The organism is Bacillus sp. JS (genome assembly GCF_000259365.1).
Classification (GTDB): domain Bacteria; phylum Bacillota; class Bacilli; order Bacillales; family Bacillaceae; genus Bacillus; species Bacillus stercoris.
This window is the reverse complement of record NC_017743.1, coordinates 3042501-3061503: the sequence shown is the minus strand read 5'-3', so window position 1 is coordinate 3061503 and position 19003 is coordinate 3042501. Positions and strand designations below refer to the sequence as shown.

18 protein-coding genes, 1 tRNA gene, 1 rRNA gene and 2 riboswitches (1 of these 22 running past the window's edge) are annotated in these 19003 nt (G+C 43.2%); of the genes, 13 read left to right on the top strand and 7 right to left on the bottom strand.

The features are described 5' to 3' along the window. The first annotated feature begins 10 nt into the window (after positions 1–10). The 3 genes from MY9_RS15605 (at position 11) to MY9_RS15595 (ending at position 2279) form a co-directional block, all read left to right on the top strand. Positions 11–1177 carry an AI-2E family transporter gene (locus MY9_RS15605; protein ID WP_014665141.1) on the top strand — a complete coding sequence of 389 codons (1167 nt, stop codon included), beginning with the start codon at positions 11–13 and terminating at the stop codon, positions 1175–1177. Between the two features lie 92 nt (positions 1178–1269). After that, the gene (locus MY9_RS15600) at positions 1270–2100 is read left to right on the top strand and encodes an undecaprenyl-diphosphate phosphatase (RefSeq protein WP_014665140.1); all 831 of its coding nucleotides are present in this window, start codon (positions 1270–1272) and stop codon (positions 2098–2100) included. Positions 2101–2206: 106 nt separating this feature from the next. Next, positions 2207–2279 (top strand) — tRNA-Ala (locus MY9_RS15595). A 90-nt stretch (positions 2280–2369) separates the two neighbouring features. Here the strand turns inward: MY9_RS15595 and cdoA are convergent. Further along, positions 2370–2855, bottom strand: a complete 486-nt coding sequence (gene cdoA, locus MY9_RS15590) for a cysteine dioxygenase (protein ID WP_041521410.1) — start codon at positions 2853–2855, stop codon at positions 2370–2372. A 492-nt stretch (positions 2856–3347) separates the two neighbouring features. Between cdoA and MY9_RS15585 the strand changes: the two genes are divergently transcribed. From MY9_RS15585 to MY9_RS15575, 3 genes are all read left to right on the top strand, one after another. Then, positions 3348–4880, top strand: a complete 1533-nt coding sequence (locus MY9_RS15585; RefSeq protein WP_014665137.1) for an MFS transporter — start codon at positions 3348–3350, stop codon at positions 4878–4880. 160 nt (positions 4881–5040) lie between these two features. Continuing rightward, positions 5041–5889, top strand: coding sequence for an exo-glucosaminidase LytG (lytG, locus tag MY9_RS15580; protein WP_014665136.1), 849 nt, complete (start codon positions 5041–5043; stop codon positions 5887–5889). A 108-nt stretch (positions 5890–5997) separates the two neighbouring features. Beyond that, positions 5998–6261, top strand: a complete 264-nt coding sequence (locus MY9_RS15575; protein ID WP_003222348.1) for a YiaA/YiaB family inner membrane protein — start codon at positions 5998–6000, stop codon at positions 6259–6261. A 36-nt stretch (positions 6262–6297) separates the two neighbouring features. On the opposite strand, the gene ktrB is transcribed toward MY9_RS15575, so the two are convergent. From ktrB to gbsR, 4 genes are all read right to left on the bottom strand, one after another. Continuing rightward, the gene (ktrB, locus tag MY9_RS15570) at positions 6298–7635 is read right to left on the bottom strand and encodes a Ktr system potassium transporter KtrB (RefSeq protein WP_014665135.1); all 1338 of its coding nucleotides are present in this window, start codon (positions 7633–7635) and stop codon (positions 6298–6300) included. A gap of 6 nt (positions 7636–7641) precedes the next feature. Then, a complete protein-coding gene (ktrA, locus tag MY9_RS15565) occupies positions 7642–8310 on the bottom strand; it encodes a potassium uptake protein KtrA (protein ID WP_014665134.1) in 669 nt (222 codons plus the stop codon). Between the two features lie 73 nt (positions 8311–8383). Beyond that, positions 8384–8532: riboswitch (cyclic di-AMP (ydaO/yuaA leader) on the bottom strand. A 146-nt stretch (positions 8533–8678) separates the two neighbouring features. Further along, positions 8679–9224: a biofilm surface layer hydrophobin BslA gene (gene bslA, locus MY9_RS15560; RefSeq protein WP_014665133.1), complete on the bottom strand. Its 546-nt coding sequence runs from the start codon at positions 9222–9224 to the stop codon at positions 8679–8681. Between the two features lie 197 nt (positions 9225–9421). Beyond that, complete coding sequence (gene gbsR, locus MY9_RS15555) at positions 9422–9964, bottom strand: transcriptional regulator GbsR (RefSeq protein ID WP_014665132.1); 543 nt, start codon at positions 9962–9964, stop codon at positions 9422–9424. Positions 9965–10162: 198 nt separating this feature from the next. Here gbsR and betB point away from each other — a divergent pair, with 198 nt between their 5' ends. The 3 genes from betB (at position 10163) to MY9_RS15540 (ending at position 13526) form a co-directional block, all read left to right on the top strand. Continuing rightward, a complete protein-coding gene (gene betB, locus MY9_RS15550) occupies positions 10163–11635 on the top strand; it encodes a betaine-aldehyde dehydrogenase (RefSeq protein ID WP_014665131.1) in 1473 nt (490 codons plus the stop codon). A gap of 16 nt (positions 11636–11651) precedes the next feature. Beyond that, the gene (gene gbsB / locus MY9_RS15545) at positions 11652–12860 is read left to right on the top strand and encodes a choline dehydrogenase (RefSeq protein WP_041521528.1); all 1209 of its coding nucleotides are present in this window, start codon (positions 11652–11654) and stop codon (positions 12858–12860) included. 87 nt (positions 12861–12947) lie between these two features. Beyond that, entirely contained in the window at positions 12948–13526 is a 579-nt protein-coding gene (locus tag MY9_RS15540; protein ID WP_014665129.1) for an MOSC domain-containing protein, read from the top strand. Positions 13527–13531: 5 nt separating this feature from the next. On the opposite strand, the gene MY9_RS15535 is transcribed toward MY9_RS15540, so the two are convergent. Then, the gene (locus MY9_RS15535) at positions 13532–14020 is read right to left on the bottom strand and encodes a DinB family protein (RefSeq protein ID WP_040082017.1); all 489 of its coding nucleotides are present in this window, start codon (positions 14018–14020) and stop codon (positions 13532–13534) included. A gap of 168 nt (positions 14021–14188) precedes the next feature. Here MY9_RS15535 and MY9_RS15530 point away from each other — a divergent pair, with 168 nt between their 5' ends. Genes MY9_RS15530 through MY9_RS15520 form a run of 3 tightly spaced genes read left to right on the top strand, consistent with a single transcriptional unit; the run spans position 14189 to position 16802 of the window. Continuing rightward, a complete protein-coding gene (locus MY9_RS15530) occupies positions 14189–14713 on the top strand; it encodes an NfeD family protein (RefSeq protein ID WP_040082019.1) in 525 nt (174 codons plus the stop codon). 20 nt (positions 14714–14733) lie between these two features. Continuing rightward, positions 14734–16263: a flotillin lipid rafts scaffold protein FloT gene (gene floT / locus MY9_RS15525; RefSeq protein ID WP_014665126.1), complete on the top strand. Its 1530-nt coding sequence runs from the start codon at positions 14734–14736 to the stop codon at positions 16261–16263. A 17-nt stretch (positions 16264–16280) separates the two neighbouring features. Next, on the top strand, positions 16281–16802 hold the full coding sequence (locus MY9_RS15520) for a GNAT family N-acetyltransferase (protein ID WP_014665125.1): 522 nt from the start codon (positions 16281–16283) through the stop codon (positions 16800–16802). Between the two features lie 40 nt (positions 16803–16842). Here MY9_RS15520 and thiT read toward each other — a convergent pair whose 3' ends face one another. Then, entirely contained in the window at positions 16843–17421 is a 579-nt protein-coding gene (thiT, locus tag MY9_RS15515; protein WP_014665124.1) for an energy-coupled thiamine transporter ThiT, read from the bottom strand. A 99-nt stretch (positions 17422–17520) separates the two neighbouring features. Next, positions 17521–17622: riboswitch (TPP riboswitch) on the bottom strand. 464 nt (positions 17623–18086) lie between these two features. Here thiT and MY9_RS15505 point away from each other — a divergent pair. Then, positions 18087–19003, top strand: a 16S ribosomal RNA gene (locus MY9_RS15505); it runs 633 nt beyond the window's last position.

Below are 19003 nucleotides of genomic sequence, written 5' to 3'. Positions count from 1 at the left end.
AGGAACGATAGTGGAGACGTTGCAAACATGGAGCGGCAGATTCAAGCGATTCTTCTTGGACAATAAGTTTGTTTTATTTTTGCTTGTGCTGCTGCTGATTGGTTTAAATATTCTTGTATTTACAAAAACATCATTTATTTTCACCCCGATTATTGTTCTGCTCAAAACAATTTCACTTCCGATTATTTTGACAGGCATTGTTTTTTATCTGTTAAATCCAGTCGTCGATTTCCTGGAAAGAAGAAGAATAAGAAGAATCTATTCTATATTGCTGTTATATCTATTGATTATCGGGCTGATCACGATCACGATCGTGTCCATCATCCCCTTTTTAAAAGAACAAATTATGAGTTTGATTGACAATATCCCGAGATATGTCGATGTCGTAGAAGACCAGACGAAACAGCTGATCGGCAGCAACTTCGTCAATCAGGCCCAGCAAACGATGAACATTAATATATCTGATCTTGCTACAAAGGTTTCGGATCAGGCAGCGACGATCGTAAACAGCACCTTTACCGGCGTTGGGAATTTTATCGGCGCGCTGACTGAGATTATCATTTCGATCGTCACGGTTCCGTTTATTCTTTTCTATTTGCTAAAAGACGGAAGAAAATTACCGGTCTACATACTGAAGTTTGTGCCGACTCGATTGAAAGAACAGACATATACAGTCTTAAGTGAAATGAATCATCGGTTAAGCTCTTATATCAGAGGCCAGATCATTGTCAGCTTCTGTATCGGGTTTTTGCTGTTTATCGGTTATTTGATTATCGGCCTGGATTATGCTTCATTGCTCGCAGTCATTGCGGCATGTACAAGCATTGTTCCATATTTAGGACCAACGATTGCCATTACGCCTGCAATTATCATCGCCATAGTGACATCGCCGCTCATGCTGCTTAAGCTGGTGATCGTTTGGACCATTGTTCAGCTGATTGAAGGGAAGCTGATTTCTCCGCAAATTATGGGGAAAAACCTTCACATCCACCCGATCACGATTATATTTCTGCTGTTAACAGCCGGCAAACTGTTTGGTGTTGTTGGAATCATTCTTGCCATTCCGGGCTATGCAGTCGCCAAAGTCATTACCACACATTTATTTGACTGGTTTAAAATGCGGTCACATTTATACGACGAAGAAAAAAATGAAAATATGCCGGGTCATAAAGTGTGATTTTCGTTTATAGTTATATAAGACGGGCTTTCCATTTATGGGAAGCTTCCGTTATGTAAAAAAATAAATGTCTAATGGGGAGAATCAAAATCATGACTCTATGGGAATTGTTTGTAGCCGCCATTTTAGGAATCGTAGAAGGATTAACAGAGTACGCGCCGGTTTCTTCGACAGGACATATGATCATAGTAGACGACATCTGGCTTAAATCAAGTAATCTGATGTCAGAAGAAGCTGCTAATTCATTCAAAGTAGTTATTCAGCTAGGCTCCATTTTAGCAGTAGCTATCGTGTTTAAAGACCGAATTTTAAATTTACTCGGCTTGAAAAAAAATATTACAAGCGACCAGAAGCAGGGACATAAATTAAGCATTGCCCAAATTGCTGTCGGGCTCGTTCCAGCTGCTGTTCTCGGCTTTTTGTTTGAAGATTACATTGATGAATATTTATTTTCCGTTAAAACTGTGGCCTTCGGTTTAATCGCCGGGGCAATCCTGATGCTTTTTGCTGACTGGGTGAATAAGCGGAAAGCAGCGACAGACACCCTCGACCGCATTTCCTATAAACAGGCGATAGCAGTCGGCTTATTCCAATGTCTTGCCCTTTGGCCGGGTTTCTCACGTTCAGGTTCAACCATTTCCGGAGGTGTTATTCTCGGGTTAAACCACCGAGCGGCAGCCGATTTTACGTTTATTATGGCGATGCCGATCATGATGGGAGCAAGTTTTCTTAGCCTTGTGAAGCATTGGGACAGCTTAAGCTCGGATTTGATGCCGTTTTTCATCGTCGGCTTTATCTGTGCCTTTGTTGTCGCTTTGTTTGTCGTCCGTTTCTTCTTAAGACTGATTAATAAAATCAAACTCGTCCCATTTGCAATCTATCGAATTATTCTCGGGGTGATTTTACTTTTAATCATGATGTAAGTCGAAAAATAAGGCTCATCCCGAGCCTTATTTTTTCTGTCAATTCAAGAGGAAACAGCTTGTTTTTCAAAAAAAAATCATCTATAATAAACATGACGTTACATACGGGGCCATAGCTCAGCTGGGAGAGCGCTACGCTGGCAGCGTAGAGGTCAGGGGTTCGAGCCCCCTTGGCTCCATACCTGTAAACCCTTATTCTATAAGGTTTTTTTTGTTTTGAGGAAAAGGTTCATTCTCTGAATCCTCCAGTTGAGCAGTTCATCTGTCAATCATGAATTTTCCAAGACACCCCTTTGTTCTTCAAAGACCGTCATGTCTTTCAAAGGGGGTGAGTAGACATGAAGAGATACCATTCGTTCGGACGTCGGATTGGACATTTTGTGAATTAAACCTTTAGTTGAAATAAGGCATTCTCCTTCGTGGACAAAGTATGAATTGGAGAGTTCTGCGTGTTCGCCGGTTGAGCGATAGATAGAATTAAGGAGTTTTCCTTCTAGCACCATTGCACACCCAATAGATTGGCCATGATCGTGGACGGTTGTCTCCTCGTTAGGCGGAATGTGAATTACGATAATCTCCAACTCATTGTTACGATAGATGGCATTTCGGCCGTAGGCGTATTGGTCTGGCTCCTTAATATACGGTTGACTCAATTGTGCTGCGTTTGGAATTTGTTTTAATGATGTTGCTAAATCTTTAACCGATGGATTTTTCAAGCCGCCAAAAATATCTTGGATACACTCATACAGTTCCATTCGTTTTGCCTCCCGGAAAAAATAAAAATTTCCTAACATTGGTATTTCACAGATTAATTCATGGTATTTACCTATATACAAATTAGAGGCGGCAAACGCCCAGTGAACACAAAAAAATGTGCGGTCAACACGTTGGCTTATCACCAACCTATTCGAGCTTATTAGTTGGAATAGGGGATGAAAGGATTCAAACTGCCTGCTTTGATTCACTTGAAGGAACAAGCGAGGAGTTTTAGGCTCTTATACACAATATCGGGGCAAAAACTGTTTATGTTGGAGCTTGAAATTTGCGCCATTGACAAAACATAGTCGGTTTGAAATAATATTTGATTATATGCTCATTTGTTCACATATTTATAATAAAATAATATCATTTCCCCTGAAAGGGAGAATATTAGAATGAAAGCTAATGGTATGCGAAAATCTATTAGCTTCTTTTGTTTTCAAAAAATGGTGTATTTCGCATGTATTCATATAGGAAGGAATGACAACATGAAGACAAAACACTATTGGGTGATTTCTTTGCTCGCCGTTTTAGCGGTCGGGCCGGGATTGATGTCTAACACGGCATTGTCGTCAGTTCAAAGCCTTGTTCAGAAAGCGGTTGGAACAAGTGTCTTCACATCAGTAAATCCAATATTGATCGGAAATATGGCCTTTGCCTTGTTAGTTCCGACAGGACCGCTGCTGAGGAAAAAATTCGGTGCTCGTCCCGTCTACCTTGCTTCATTACCTGTTTTTATACTAGGGTCACTGCTCATCGCATTTTCAAACGATATTGTATGGATGGCGGCAGGACGCTTTTTACAGGGAGCGGCAACAGGTGTCATGCTGATGATTATGATTCCAATGCTTGTACTGTCATTCCCGATTGAACGCAGGAACTATGCCCTGCTTGTGCTGATTGGGGGATTTTATGGTTCTGTTATCATCGGCACGATCCTGGGAACGATAGCTACAAGCTGCGGGCATTGGAGATGGCTGTTTTTCACCTTTGGCACATTGTCACTGATCGGTGTCGCGGTGAGCTATTTCTTTCTCCATGACGAACATCACGGAGCAGCGGCTCAAGAACAGCCCCTTGATCGTGCGGGAATTCTTTTATCTGTTCTCCTTGCCGCAGCCTCAGCGGTTTCATTCATTTTTCTGCAAAAATGGGGGCTTTCATCGGGTTATGTATGGACAGGTTTCGGTGTGACGTTATGTTTGCTCATTGTTCTATTAATAGTAGAATATAAAGTGAAAAATCCCTTCATTTCTATTAAACTAATGCTTCTCCCAAAACCGGTGCTCGGGTTATTGATCATAGCTGCAGGGACGATAACGGTAGCTGTCAGCCTGTCTGCTTTTCAAGGCTTGCTCCGTCAAATGTATGATATTTCTCAGGAGCAGCTCATTCTTTTAAACTTGACTCTTTTAATCGGGGTGGCGATCGCGGCCATTTTAAGCGCTCTGTTTTATGATAAAGTCGGACCAGGGATGCTTGGTATTATTGGCGGACTTATTCTCGTCTTTGTAAATTTTCAATGGCTGCATATGCAGGATCAATCGTCTCTCTCTATGTTCGCAGCACTGTTTATCATGCTGGCAGCGGGAACAGGCCTGACAGTCGCCGCAGGGCTGATGGGAGCTGCCATGGGAGGACCGCTGCCTGATTTGGTCAAGAGAATGACAGCTGTCCAGTTTTTAAGATTGTTTGTCTATATGGGGGTTCCGATTCTCATCGTTTTTTTCACGAAAAAAGATGCTGCCAGACAAAACGGTTCGGTACAGGATTCTATGATGACTGCTTATCATGATCTCTTTTTCATTTCTTTTATACTCAGCGTTCTGCTCGTCTGCCTGTCATTTTGTATGAATGCTACAGGAATGGGGCACAAGCTTGCACATAAACCACATGACCAAGCAAAAACAGCTCCGGAACCGGCCGTTTCAGGACAGGGATTGTCGAATGCAACTGTCAAATCACATCAAGTAATCAATGATACAGAATATCGGAATGCACTCAGAAATTTGCAAAAGTAGAAACGTGATAAAAACCTTTTCCTTTCACGAAAAGGTTTTTATTATGCAATCTTTTCCCAACTTTATCCCTAAAGAATTGAAAAATATTAGAAGTACAAGTAAAATTCTAAAAGGTAGATTCTTTTACATTCGTAATCTCTTAATTCGAAGGAAGGTTTTCATGGCCCGTAAAAAATTGAAAAAACGTAAACTCTTCATTTCACTATTTTTCATTGTATCGATTCCGCTAGCTCTGTTTGTTTTAGCGACAACTTTATCAAAACCGATTGAAACATCTAAAGAAACCGAAGAAGTTGATGAACAGCAAGTATTTATAGACAGCCTGTCCGGGCATGCCCAAATTTTGTATGAAAAATATCATGTCCTCCCCAGCATCACAATCGCTCAGGCCATTCTCGAATCTGACTGGGGGAATAGCGAGCTGGCTGCTAAGGCCAACAACCTTTTTGGCGTAAAAGGAAATTATAAAGGCCATCACGTTACGATGGAAACGGACGAAGTTGAAAAAGGGAAAAGAAAAACCATTCGTGCGAAGTTTCGAAAATACAGCACGTTTTTTGAATCGATGGATGACCATGCCCAATTGTTCGTCCGCGGCACATCGTGGAATAAAAAGAAGTATAAACCTGTGCTTGAGGCTGGAGATTATAAGGAAGCTGCTACTGCACTGCAAACAGCAGGATATGCTACAGACCCTGACTACGCTCATAAAATCAGCGCTATTGTGGAAAAATACGATTTGGATGAGTACGATAAGGTAAACCCATCCCTCAAATCAGTGGATTTACATGCTTCCATTAAAGATAGTGCCGTTCAAGACGTATGGTCCAAGCCTTCTACTGATGATCGGTCTATAAGGCTTACCTCTGCCCAATCTTACGTCGGCAAAGATATAAAGGTTGTGTCTAAAAAACAGAAAGGCCAGTCTGTATGGTACCAATTCCAAATCAATAATAAACTCATCGGCTGGATTGATGATTCCGCTGTTGAAATAAAGGAAGCAACCTAAGTCCTTTTTACTGGTATTTTTAATTCTTTGTTCCATTCCGGGGAATTTGAGGTATAATATTCCACGACAGTTAACACTAATTAACTATGCTTTTGGGAGGGAACAAAGGTGCAGAAATATAGACGCAGAAATACGGTTGCCTTTACCGTATTGGCTTATTTCACTTTTTTTGCGGGAGTATTTTTGTTTAGTATCGGACTCTATAATGCTGATAACCTGGAACTCAATGAAAAAGGTTATTACATCGCTGTTATGATACTCGTAGCTGTTGGTGCGATTCTTACACAAAAAGTGACCCGTGATAACGCAGAGGACAACGAGATCATCGCAGAACAAGAAAAAAGACAAAATCAATCTCATATCGAATCATAAAAAAATCCGGCGATTGCACGCCGGATTTTTTTGATATCACCCTGTAAACACTTCGCCGTCAGGGTATCGAATATTTGATTGCTCTGTTTTTGCGAATGAAAACACGAACGTTAAAGGACCAATTCTTCCGATGAACATGATGACAATGATGATACACTTGCCAGCTGTTGTCAGTTCAGGAGTAAGCCCCATCGATAGACCGACAGTTCCGAAAGCGGAAAAGGTTTCAAACACAATGTGAATAAAAGGCGCTTGTTCTGTGATCGTCAGGGCGAATATCCCTAAAAACACGATGAACAAACCGGTGACGCTCACAGCTAAAGCCTTAATGATTACCGGATATTTGATGGAGCGGCGGAAAATCACCGTTTCTTTTTTACCTCTCAAGTAAGCAATAACAGATGTTAAAATCACGATGAACGTAGTCAGCTTAATGCCGCTCGCCGTAGAAGCGCTGCCTGCTCCGATAAACATCAATAATAAAGTAAATACAATGGTTCCTTCTCTCATACTTCCAAAATCAAGGGAGTTGAAGCCTGCGGTTCTCGGCGTCACTGCCTGAAAATAAGAAGCCCATAGTTTATCCCCTATATGCAGGTGGCCTAGCGTGCCAGGGTTGCTGTACTCTAGAATAAAGATCACAAGCATAGCAATCGCATTCAACATCAGCGTTCCTGTAAGCATAAGCTTTGTATGTAAGGAAAAAGCTTTGAAACGCCGATTTTTCATAATGTCAAACAGAACCGTAAATCCGATCCCTCCTGTAATAAATAAGAAAGTAATCACAAGGTTCACTGTAGGGTCCCCAACATAGCTCATCAAATTATCAGGCCACAGCGAAAACCCGGCATTGTTAAAAGCAGAAATCGCGTGAAACAGACTGGCAAACAAGCCAGATGACCAGCCATACTGAGGCACAAGCCGGATGGATAGGATGAGTGCTGCTATCAATTCAATACTGATCGAGAACAAAAACAGGACTTTGACAAGGCCAATGACGCCGCCGATTGTCGGCTGGTTTAAGGCTTCCTGAACCAGCATTCGTTCTTTCAACCCGATTTTTTTCCCTAATATCATGACGATCAAAACAGCAAACGTCATAAATCCAAGCCCGCCGATCTGAATCAGCCCCATGATGACAGTTTGCCCGAAAAGTGTAAATTCTGTACCGGTATCGACAACTGCAAGCCCTGTAACGGTTGTAGCGGAAGCTGCAGTAAAAAGGGCATCGATCCATGACAATGGCTTCAGTGTAGAAAACGGAAGCTTTAACAGCACAGCCCCGATGATAATGGTTAGGAAAAAACCAATTGCAAGCACTTGAGGCGGTGTAAACCGAACCCATTTGATCACTTTATCCTTTTGAAGTGTCACCTTTGTCTACATCCCTTCGTTTTCAAAACGTTTAATATCCTTTTTGTGCCCCATGATCACCAGGCAATCCTGCTCGTGAATGATGTCTTCAGGTGCGGGAGAAAGACGGATATCTCCATGATGTTTAATGGCCAGGATCGTGCAGCCGTACTTTGCTCTCACATTCAGGTCAATAATTGATTTTGAATCAAGCTTTCGCGTTGCCAGCAGCTCGACAATACTGTAATCATCAGATAAATCAATGTAATTCAAAACGTTTTCGTCAGAAAGGCTTTGTGCGATCTTGACACCCATGTCCTTTTCAGGGTGGATAATACGATCCGCGCCGATTTTTTCAAGCACCTTATGATGATAATAGTTTTGAGCCTTCACCCAAATATTTGGAATATCAAACTCCTTTAATAATAAGGTGGTCAGCGTACTCGCTTGAATATTCGCTCCGATGGCAACAATCACATATTCAAAATTGCGTATTCCTAATGAAAGCAATTCGTTTTCTTCGGTGGCGTTGGCAATTACCGCATGAGTGGCGTAAGAAGCATAAGCATTGACCTTTTCTTCGTTGATATCAACTGCAAGGACTTCGTGTCCCATTCTGTGCAGCTCTTTGCAAATGCTGCCGCCAAACCGGCCCAGCCCGATCACGGCAAATTGCTTATTTTTTATTCTTCCCAATGTTCATAACTCCCTTAGTAAAATTAACGTTTTTTTAAGAAAAAAAGACCATTTCGAAGAATGGTCGCAATAGACCTCCTCTCTGTATACGCCTACGAGGTTAGCTGTCGGATTAGGGATTCAGAGTACCCCCTCTTACTTAGTAAGATTCACCCCAAGGCTGTTAATAAAACAGCCAATCGTTGGTTCCCCCGTTCGTGTTTGATTAAGCGGTAAAAGAGACTGTATGAAATTGAACACTCAAGAATTTACTCCTGTTTCTAGTGTTTGTCAATTTAAATTTTAAACCAGAAAAAAGATAACGGAAATGAGAGAAAAAAGGGTAGGGGAAAACGCAAAAAAAGACCGGTGTTAACCGGTCTTTTACATTAGTTGCAGCCGCATGGCTGAGTCGGAGGAGTACTGCGCTTAGCCACGTCAATGCTGGCTTCTGCGTAAAATTTATTTCCGATGCTCAATGATTTATTCTCCGCGCGGAAAGTATATGTACCAGCGGCAGGAAGTGTTTTGTTATTCAGTTTTAATTTGAATTCGCCAGCTCCTAACAAATCAAGTGCCAAAGGAATTCTCACTGTTTTCCCATTATTGAGGATCTGTGTTTCACGCAAGGCATTACCGTTCATTGTGTCCTTCGTATTTGCAGTAAATCCGCTTGGTAACGTAAATTCCATCACGCCAAGGCTGAGAAGCGTGTTTGGACGGTAAGTCAATTCGATATCTGAGAAAGACCATTCCGTTTTGCTGGCGCCAGTGATTGTTGCGAACAATGACGCTGTAGACTGTGTTCTCATAGTAGATTCAGTATGAGCTTTAGTTGATGTAGATTCAGCCGCGAAAGAAGCTGTTGGTGCAGAAACAAGTAACCCGAGACTTAGTGCACTAATTGCCAAAGAAGATAATAATTTGCGTTTCATAATAAAATTCCCCCTAAAAATTGATTAATTAAACAGGCCTGCCCGCTTTTCCCCTCCTCTGAAAGGCCAAATACAAATTTTACCTACATAAAATTACCATCAAATATTTTGGAAGTAAATGGGGTGTTTTTCCCGTATTTTTCAAATTTGTAGTAGTTACACTAAAAAAACGCCTGGTTTCCCAGGCGTTTGCTGTTTTACTTTGTTTCGATCGGTATAAATTTAAAAATTTCTCCGCTCTGCACTGCTTCAGCAAGCCGCTTCAGCCAGTCGTAGTAAGCTTTAGAGCTTTCCAGCTGATCATATAACTGCAACGCTTCATTTTTGATATCCTTATCGAGATCTTCCTTGCTTAAAACCTTTTGTAAATCAGCCTGAGCTTCTTCGATCGCTGCTACATTCACTTGAACCTCCCGCTCCCATTTAGGGGGAAAGAAATTTGTGAAAAATTTAAAGAAATCTTTTTCAGCCACAAATGTATGCTTGCGGATGCCCCGGTGAAATGTTTTTTTCACTACGTTTAAGTCTTGAAGCTTTTTGACGCCTGTGCTCATGCTTGGTTTGCTCATTTGCAACTCCTCGCGCATTTCGTCAAGCGTCATCTCATCCCTCATATACATCGTCCCATATAAAATCCCGACACTGCGGGTAATTCCGTAAAGATCCATCGTTTCAGCAATGGAGTCAATAACAAGATCCCGAGCCTGTTCTATAGCTGCAAATTCTGGATTTTCATCCATACTGACCCTCTTTTCCTTTAGAAAGTTAAATTCGTTAAGTTATTTCTTTATGTTCTTTATCTTAACGAAACATAAGGAAAAGTCAAAAAGAAAAATCGAAAAGGGGCTTTGACAGTTTAAAAACCGTATGTTAGATTAAGGTTGTTAAAAACATTAAATTTTTATTTAACAAACTTTATTTACGTCAAGGAGGCTTATATGAGTCAAACATTTTACATTGACGGAGAATGGATCAGTGCTGAAAAAGGACAGATCCGGAGCATTATCAATCCATTTAATCAAGAAGAAATTGCAACTGTAAGCGAGGGAGGGCGAGAGGACGCCATCAAGGCAATCGCAGCCGCGCGCAGAGCATTTGACAAAGGAGAATGGTCTTCATTATCCGGGCTTGAACGCGGGAAGATTGTTCTGAAAATTGCGGAATTAATCAGACGCGATCTCGAGGAGCTGGCAGAGCTTGAATCTCTTGATACAGGAAAAACACTCGAAGAAAGCAAAGCCGATATGGACGATATCGCCAATGTTTTTCAATATTACGCCGGCTTGGCTGACAAAGATGGCGGAGAGATCATTTCATCTCCGATTCCTGATTCAGAAAGCAAAATCATTAGGGAGCCGATTGGGGTTTGCGGCCAGATCACTCCATGGAATTATCCGCTTCTTCAAGCGAGCTGGAAAATCGCACCTGCACTGGCTGCAGGAAACACAATCGTCATGAAGCCGAGTGAGATTACGCCGCTGACGACAATCAAAGTCTTTAAGCTGATGGAAGAAGCCGGCGTTCCAAAAGGTGTCGCCAATCTTGTCCTTGGACCGGGAGCTACAGTGGGCGATGAGCTTGCCGCAAACAAAGACGTCGATTTGATTTCGTTTACAGGCGGAATCGAAACAGGCAAAAATATCATGCGGGCGGCAAGCGGAAATGTCAAAAAAATCGCCCTTGAACTTGGCGGGAAAAACCCAAATATCGTTTTCAAGGACGCGGATTTAGAAGTTGCGGTTGATCAGGCATTAAACGCTGTATTTTTCCACGCTGGCCAAGTATGCTCTGCAGGCTCCCGCTTGCTTGTAGAGGACGCCATTCATGATCAATTTTTGGCGGAGCTGGTCAAACGGACAAAACGCATAAAACTCGGAAACGGTTTTCACGCAGAGACAGAAAGCGGACCGCTTATTTCGGCGGAGCACAGGGCAAAGGTAGAAAAATATGTAGAGATCGGAATAGAAGAAGGCGCGAAGCTGGAGACAGGAGGCAAACGCCCGGAAGACCCAGCGCTTCAAAATGGCTTTTTCTATGAACCTACTATTTTTTCAAACTGTAAATCTGACATGAGAATTGTACAGGAAGAGGTTTTCGGCCCTGTTTTGACAGTCGAAACCTTTAGCTCTGAAGAAGAGGTAATTGAGCTTGCGAATGATACCATCTACGGCCTGGCCGGAGCGGTATGGTCAAAAGATATTGAAAAATGCGAACGGGTAGCAGCCCGTTTGAGAATGGGAACCGTTTGGATCAACGATTTTCATCCGTACTTTGCACAGGCGCCATGGGGCGGCTATAAGCAATCCGGGTTCGGACGCGAGCTTGGAAAAATAGGCCTTGAAGAATACACAGAAGTCAAGCATGTATATCGCAATACAAAACCGGCAGCGGTTAACTGGTTCAATTCATAAGAGGGGGAGATTGATGATGACATTAAATATGAAGGTAGAAAGTATGCAGAAATTCCACACATTTGAAATTCCGACTGTCATTAAGCACGGAATCGGAGCAATCAAGCATACGGGTGAGGAAGTAGCTGCACTGGGCGTTTCAAAAGCGCTCCTTGTCACAGACCCAGGGATTTACAAAGCTGGCGTAGCTGATCCTGTTATCGAATCACTTAAAGAAGCAGGCATTGAAGTGGTGCTCTTTAATAAAGTGGAGCCAAACCCGCCTGTCCGTCTGGTGAATGAAGGATCTGAGCTTTACAAAAAAGAGAACTGTAATGGCTTGGTGGCAGTTGGAGGCGGAAGCTCCATGGATACAGCAAAAGCAATCGGAGTAGAAGCAACTCACGAAGGAAGCGTGCTTGATTATGAAGCGGCAGATGGGAAAAAACCGCTGGAAAACCGCATTCCTCCACTGACGACAATTCCCACTACGGCTGGAACAGGATCAGAAGTAACGCAATGGGCGGTGATCACAGATGAAGAAAGAGAATTCAAATTTAACACGGGCGGTCCGCTGATTGCAGCGCACTTGACCATCATTGATCCTGAGCTTCATATTTCGATGCCTCCGCATGTAACAGCCATGACGGGAATTGATGCGCTTGCTCATGCTATTGAGTGCTATACAATGAAGTTTGCACAGCCAATCACGGATGCAGTTGCCTTAATGGCAATTGAATATGCCGCTCATTACATTAAAAGGGCATTTGCTGACGGAGAGGATCTGGAGGCAAGATACGGAATGGCGCAGGCTGCAATGCTTGCCGGTCTTTCTTACGGCAGTGAATCAGCTGGCGCGGCTCACGCGATGAGCCAAACGCTTGGCGGTATTATCCCAGTCGCTCACGGCCAATGTGTGGCGGCGATGATGGGCCCTGTCATGGAATACAACTGGAAGGGCTATCCTGAGAAATTTGCACGGATTGCGAAAGCCTTCGGTATTGATACAAGCAAGATGACAACAGAAGAAGCTGCGAAAGCATCTGTCAATTGGATGTATGATCTGGTCAAAGAATTAGAAGTGCCGACTTTAGAAGAGCAGGGAGTGTCACCTGACATGATCGAACGCTTGTCTAAAGAAGCAATGAAAGACCCGCAAACCTTCGGAAATCCTAGAGATTTAAATGAAAAAGCATATAACTGGATCTACAAGCGCTGCTTTAACCTTACGCCTAAAACGGTATAATCAAAATCCCGCTCCTTTACAGAGCGGGATTTTTTGGGATAATGAAGCATAGATGGAAATTTCAGATGAGAAGGAAGGTGCCAGCTGATGTGGAAGCGTATGACCGCAAAAGCAGAAGGCTTATATATTGCAGATACAGAAAGCTTCGTAACAAAGCAAATGGACAAGCTTGATTTTGAATATGGCGGCATCCCCGGAGACTTGCATTTTGGCCTGACCAAAAAAGCGGGAGCCAGAGAACCAATGTTTTCAAGAGGGACTGAAATTTTCAACCGAAGACAAATTTCAATTGTTTCTATAGAGGAATGCAACGAAATCGCTTTAAAAATGGGAGTGCCGAGGATTTTTCCGGAATGGCTCGGGGCGAATGTGGCAGTCAGCGGTATACCAGATCTTACTACATTAAAAGAAGGAAGCCGGATTCTTTTTCCGAGCGGAGCCGCTCTGCTGTGCGAGGGCGAAAATGATCCGTGCATTCAGCCGGGAGAAGTCATTCAGTCTTATTATCCGGAGCAACCGAAGCTGGCGCCGGCTTTTGTCCGTCACGCACTGGGCATAAGAGGGATTGTGTGCATTGTTGAGAGACCCGGAGCTGTTTACGCAGGTGATGAAATAGAAGTTCATTCCTATCAGCGAAAAGTTAAACGAAAAGCAGAAAGGGTCTGAACAAATCAGGCCCTTTCTATCTTTTCTTTAATTTCTTTCATTTGGCTGAGGTGCCGTTTTTCATGATGGCCGATAAAATCGATCCACTGTCTGACAGTCAGCTCTTGAAACACAGGATGCGGAAGCACTCTTTCAAAATCTTCTTCTTTCAGAGAGGCAATCGTGGCTGTCAGCTGCTCTCTTACAACATCAAGCTCGCGTTTCATTTGGCTGCCTGAAATAAAATCATGCGCAGGTTCAAGATGACTCGGAGCTTTCCGTTTATTATTTCTGTTCTGTGCCACCTCAAGCGGTTTTTCTTCAATTTCTTTGATAGGAGCGTCCTTTACACGTTCCTTCAGCATTTTTTGTGCTGTCATATCGATTTTTTTCAAATGGTCAAGAACTTCCCGTATACTCCATTCATCAGCAGAAGGCTTTTGGTTCAGCTTTTCGTCAGAAAGTCCTTTCAATTCGTTCCACGTTTCTAATCTGGCTTCATTAAAGATACTCATCATATCTCCTCCTAAAATGACATTACCATATATATAAGCAATTATCATTTATAAAGCACTTCAAAATAGGTTATTTGTCTTAAAATTTTGAAACCTTTCCTGCGTTGTCTCGTATAAATGGTAACGGCAGCCGTTCATCAATGCATTGATGAAGAAAGGATGAGGGAATTGGAGTTATTTGGTGTACCTATACAAACGATTTATCTTTATACGCTTATGATTGCCGGCAGTCTTACGCTGTTATTTCTGTTTTTCGGAGATGTATTTGCAGGACTGTCGGAAGGTATTCCGTTTCTAAATCCGACATTAGTGCTCTCATTTTTCACATGTTTTTCAGCAGGCGGATATATAGGCGAGCTCGTATTGCCGCTGTCAAGCTTGCTGATTGCGCTTTTATCTTGCATCCTTTCAATCATGCTGGTGATATTGCTTCACATCTTTGTGCTGGTTCCATTATCATCCGCGGAAGAATCATTGGCATATAGAGAAGATGATCTAAGAGGGAGAGTCGGTAAAGTCATTACAGCTGTTCCAGTTGACGGGTTTGGCGAAGTGGTCATTGAAGGAATAGGCGGCACCATTTCAAAGTCAGCGGTCAGTTTTGATAATCAGCAAATCAGTTACGGGACAACGGTGTTGGTCGTAGATATTAGCAATGGAGTTCTTTCTGTTACTCCGCATGAATCCATTTAAAACACAAGGAGGAATTTGATATGACAATGCCGATTATAATGATCATCGGAGTTGTATTCTTTTTATTAATTGCACTAATAGCTGTGTTTATTACAAAGTATCGTACAGCAGGGCCTGATGAAGCGTTAATCGTAACGGGGAGTTATCTGGGCAATAAAAATGTTCATGTCGATGAAGGCGGCAATCGTCTCAAAATCGTCCGCGGCGGAGGAACCTTTGTCCTTCCCGTCTTCCAGCAGGCTGAGCCGCTAAGCTTATTGTCAAGTAAACTTGATGTTTCGACACCTGAAGTCTATACAGAGCAAGGAGTGCCTGTAATGGCTGATGGAACTGCGATTATTAAAATCGGCGGTTCTATAGGAGAAATCGCTACAGCAGCCGAACAATTTTTAGGAAAATCAAAAGACGACCGTGAGCAGGAAGCGCGGGAGGTTTTAGAAGGCCACCTTCGTTCCATTCTCGGCTCAATGACAGTAGAAGAAATCTATAAAAATAGAGAAAAATTCTCTCAAGAGGTGCAGCGTGTCGCTTCACAGGATCTCGCGAAAATGGGGCTTGTAATCGTCTCGTTTACCATTAAAGATGTACGTGATAAAAACGGTTATCTTGAATCATTAGGGAAACCGAGAATTGCCCAAGTAAAACGCGATGCTGATATCGCAACAGCAGAGGCTGATAAAGAAACCCGGATTAAGCGGGCAGAAGCCGATAAAGATGCAAAGAAATCTGAACTTGAACGGGCGACGGAAATCGCTGAAGCTGAAAAAATCAATCAGCTCAAAATGGCTGAATTCCGCAGAGACCAAGATACGGCAAAAGCGAATGCTGACCAAGCATATGATTTAGAGACAGCCAGAGCGCGCCAGCAAGTCACAGAACAGGAAATGCAGGTTAAAATTATCGAACGCCAAAAGCAAATAGAACTAGAAGAAAAAGAAATTCTTCGCCGTGAACGTCAATACGACTCAGAGGTGAAGAAAAAAGCCGATGCAGACCGTTATTCTGTTGAGCAGTCTGCAGCAGCTGAAAAAGCCAAACAGCTAGCGGAAGCCGATGCCAAGAAGTACAGTATAGAAGCAATGGCAAAGGCTGAGGCGGAAAAAGTAAGAATTGACGGGCTAGCCAAAGCAGAAGCTGAAAAGGCAAAAGGAGAAACAGAGGCTGAGGTTATCCGCCTGAAAGGTCTTGCAGAAGCGGAAGCAAAAGAGAAAATTGCGGCTGCCTTTGAACAGTACGGGCAGGCGGCGATTTTCGATATGATCGTCAAAATGCTTCCGGAATACGCGAAACAAGCAGCGGCTCCTCTTTCAAATATTGATAAAATCACCGTTGTAGATACAGGAGGAAGCGGTGAATCAAGCGGCGCAAACAAAGTAACCAGCTATGCGACGAACCTAATGTCAAGTCTGCAAGAAAGTTTAAAAGCATCCTCAGGAATTGACGTAAAAGAAATGATTGAGAACTTTTCAGGAAAAGGAAACGTAAAACAAAGCATTAATGAATTAACAAATGAAATCAAAGAAGCCAAAACGGTCCAAAAATCAGAGTAAGGAAGGGACAGAACGGGATGGTAACTGTACGTGAAGCGAGGTTAGATGATATAAAGGACATTGCAAAGGTGCATGTAGACAGCTGGAGGACAACATACCACGAAATTATCCCGACTGATTATTTAAACAGCCTGAACTATAAGGAATTTGAAGACAAATGGAAAAGCCGCTCGTTAAAGGGAGTATTTGTTGCCCAGGATGAAAAGGATTCAGTATTTGGCTTTGCTTCATTTGGACCTATCCGCTCTGAACAAGAAGGCTATGACGGCGAGCTATATGCTATTTACCTTCTGGAAGAGCACCAGCGGCAAGGTGCAGGGAGGGCGCTCTTAACAAAAGGAGCAGAGTTTTTGCTTCAACATGGCTTTTCGAGCATGTTTGTTTGGGTCATTGAGCAGAACCCCTCGATTATATTTTATCAGTCCTATTCTCCTGAAAGAGTATCGGAGGACAGCTTTGAAATTGCCGGAGTAAGGCTGAAAGAAGCGGGCCTTGGCTGGCCGGATCTTTCTGCTTTAAAAACACTTCTTAACAGATAACAAAAATCCCCCAGCGGAATTCGCTGGGGGATTGTCACTTTTAAGCTTTGTCAGCTTTGAGTAAACGCGGTGCTGTCATAAATAATAAACATAGGACAATGGCGCAAATAATGAATGAAGGAACCATATAAGTCGCATTATAAGTTAAAGAATAAATCCATACCGGCGTTCCTTTTGGAGCGAAGCTGCCGAAAAACACAGCTCCTGAAATGACATGCGCGGCATAGCGCAGGAAACTGCCGATAAAAACTGCGCTGACCACTGAAACAATCAATTTCCCTTTTGTTTTTGCTACAGCGGCTTTACGGACAGAAGAAGCGAAACAGCCGCTTATGCCGATTGCTGCGAACGCAACAATGTAATCCAACAATAGCTGTACAGGATGTTGTGCAAACAGGTTTCCGATCGCTATTTGTACGAGGCCTGTCAACAAACCGGTAGTAAGGCCTGCTTTGACCCCCCAGCGAAACGAAATCAAAAAGATCGGAATCATCATGATGGAGACCGAGCCTCCTTGAGGCATGCTAAGAAACATTCCCGAGACAATGTCTAAAATAACGGCTGCTGCTGTCATAATGGCAATTTCAATAAGGCGAACCAGTTGCTTAGATTGATCCATAAATATCTCCTTCCATTGACAGACAACCAAAAGGACAACAAAAAAGCAGCACGCGGAAGGATGAGAAAAGTTCCACGCACTGCTTTACGATCTGCAATTCATTTGACTTTGCCACATCCCTACGCCAGCGTTAACTAACAGGTTCAAAGGGTCAGAACGAAACCGCTCACTCTCAGCTTTAATGCTCCCCTTGTGGTCATCAGTATTTAGTTCGTTTCTACTATACAAGAAAACGAAAAAAACAACAAGATCACATGACTGATATATATGTTCTTTTAAGAAAATTATATGATACACACGCTTTAGAAATCATGGCGAGGATTATAGTTTATTTGTTTTATAGATTTTTTAAAAAAACTATTGCAATAAATAAACACAGGTGTTATATTATTAAATGTCGCTGATACACAGCGGACACAAACAAAAAGCTTCAACAATAACGCAAAAAAGTTGTTGACAAAAAAGAAGCTGAATGTTACATTAGTAAAGCTGCTTCATTAAGAAGTGACGAAATGATCTTTGAAAACTAAACAAGACAAAACGTACCTGTTAATTCATTTTTATAAATCGCACAGCGATGTGCGTAGTCAGTCAAACTAGGGCCTGCACGATGCAGGTCACACAGGTGTCGCCGCAGGATGCGGTGAACTTAACCTGTGATCCACTTATCGGAGAGTTTGATCCTGGCTCAGGACGAACGCTGGCGGCGTGCCTAATACATGCAAGTCGAGCGGACAGATGGGAGCTTGCTCCCTGATGTTAGCGGCGGACGGGTGAGTAACACGTGGGTAACCTGCCTGTAAGACTGGGATAACTCCGGGAAACCGGGGCTAATACCGGATGCTTGTTTGAACCGCATGGTTCAAACATAAAAGGTGGCTTCGGCTACCACTTACAGATGGACCCGCGGCGCATTAGCTAGTTGGTGAGGTAATGGCTCACCAAGGCGACGATGCGTAGCCGACCTGAGAGGGTGATCGGCCACACTGGGACTGAGACACGGCCCAGACTCCTACGGGAGGCAGCAGTAGGGAATCTTCCGCAATGGACGAAAGTCTGACGGAGCAACGCCGCGTGAGTGATGAAGGTTTTCGGATCGTAAAGCTCTGTTGTTAGGGAAGAACAAGTACCGTTCGAATAGGGCGGTACCTTGACGGTACCTAACCAGAAAGCCACGGCTAACTACGTGCCAGCAGCCGCGGTAATACGTAGGTGGCAAGCGTTGTCCGGAATTATTGGGCGTAAAGGGCTCGCAGGCGGTTTCTTAAGTCTGATGTGAAAGCCCCCGGCTCAACCGGGGAGGGTCATTGGAAACTGGGGAACTTGAGTGCAGAAGAGGAGAGTGGAATTCCACGTGTAGCGGTGAAATGCGTAGAGATGTGGAGGAACACCAGTGGCGAAGGCGACTCTCTGGTCTGTAACTGACGCTGAGGAGCGAAAGCGTGGGGAGCGAACAGGATTAGATACCCTGGTAGTCCACGCCGTAAACGATGAGTGCTAAGTGTTAGGGGGTTTCCGCCCCTTAGTGCTGCAGCTAACGCATTAAGCACTCCGCCTGGGGAGTACGGTCGCAAGACTGAAA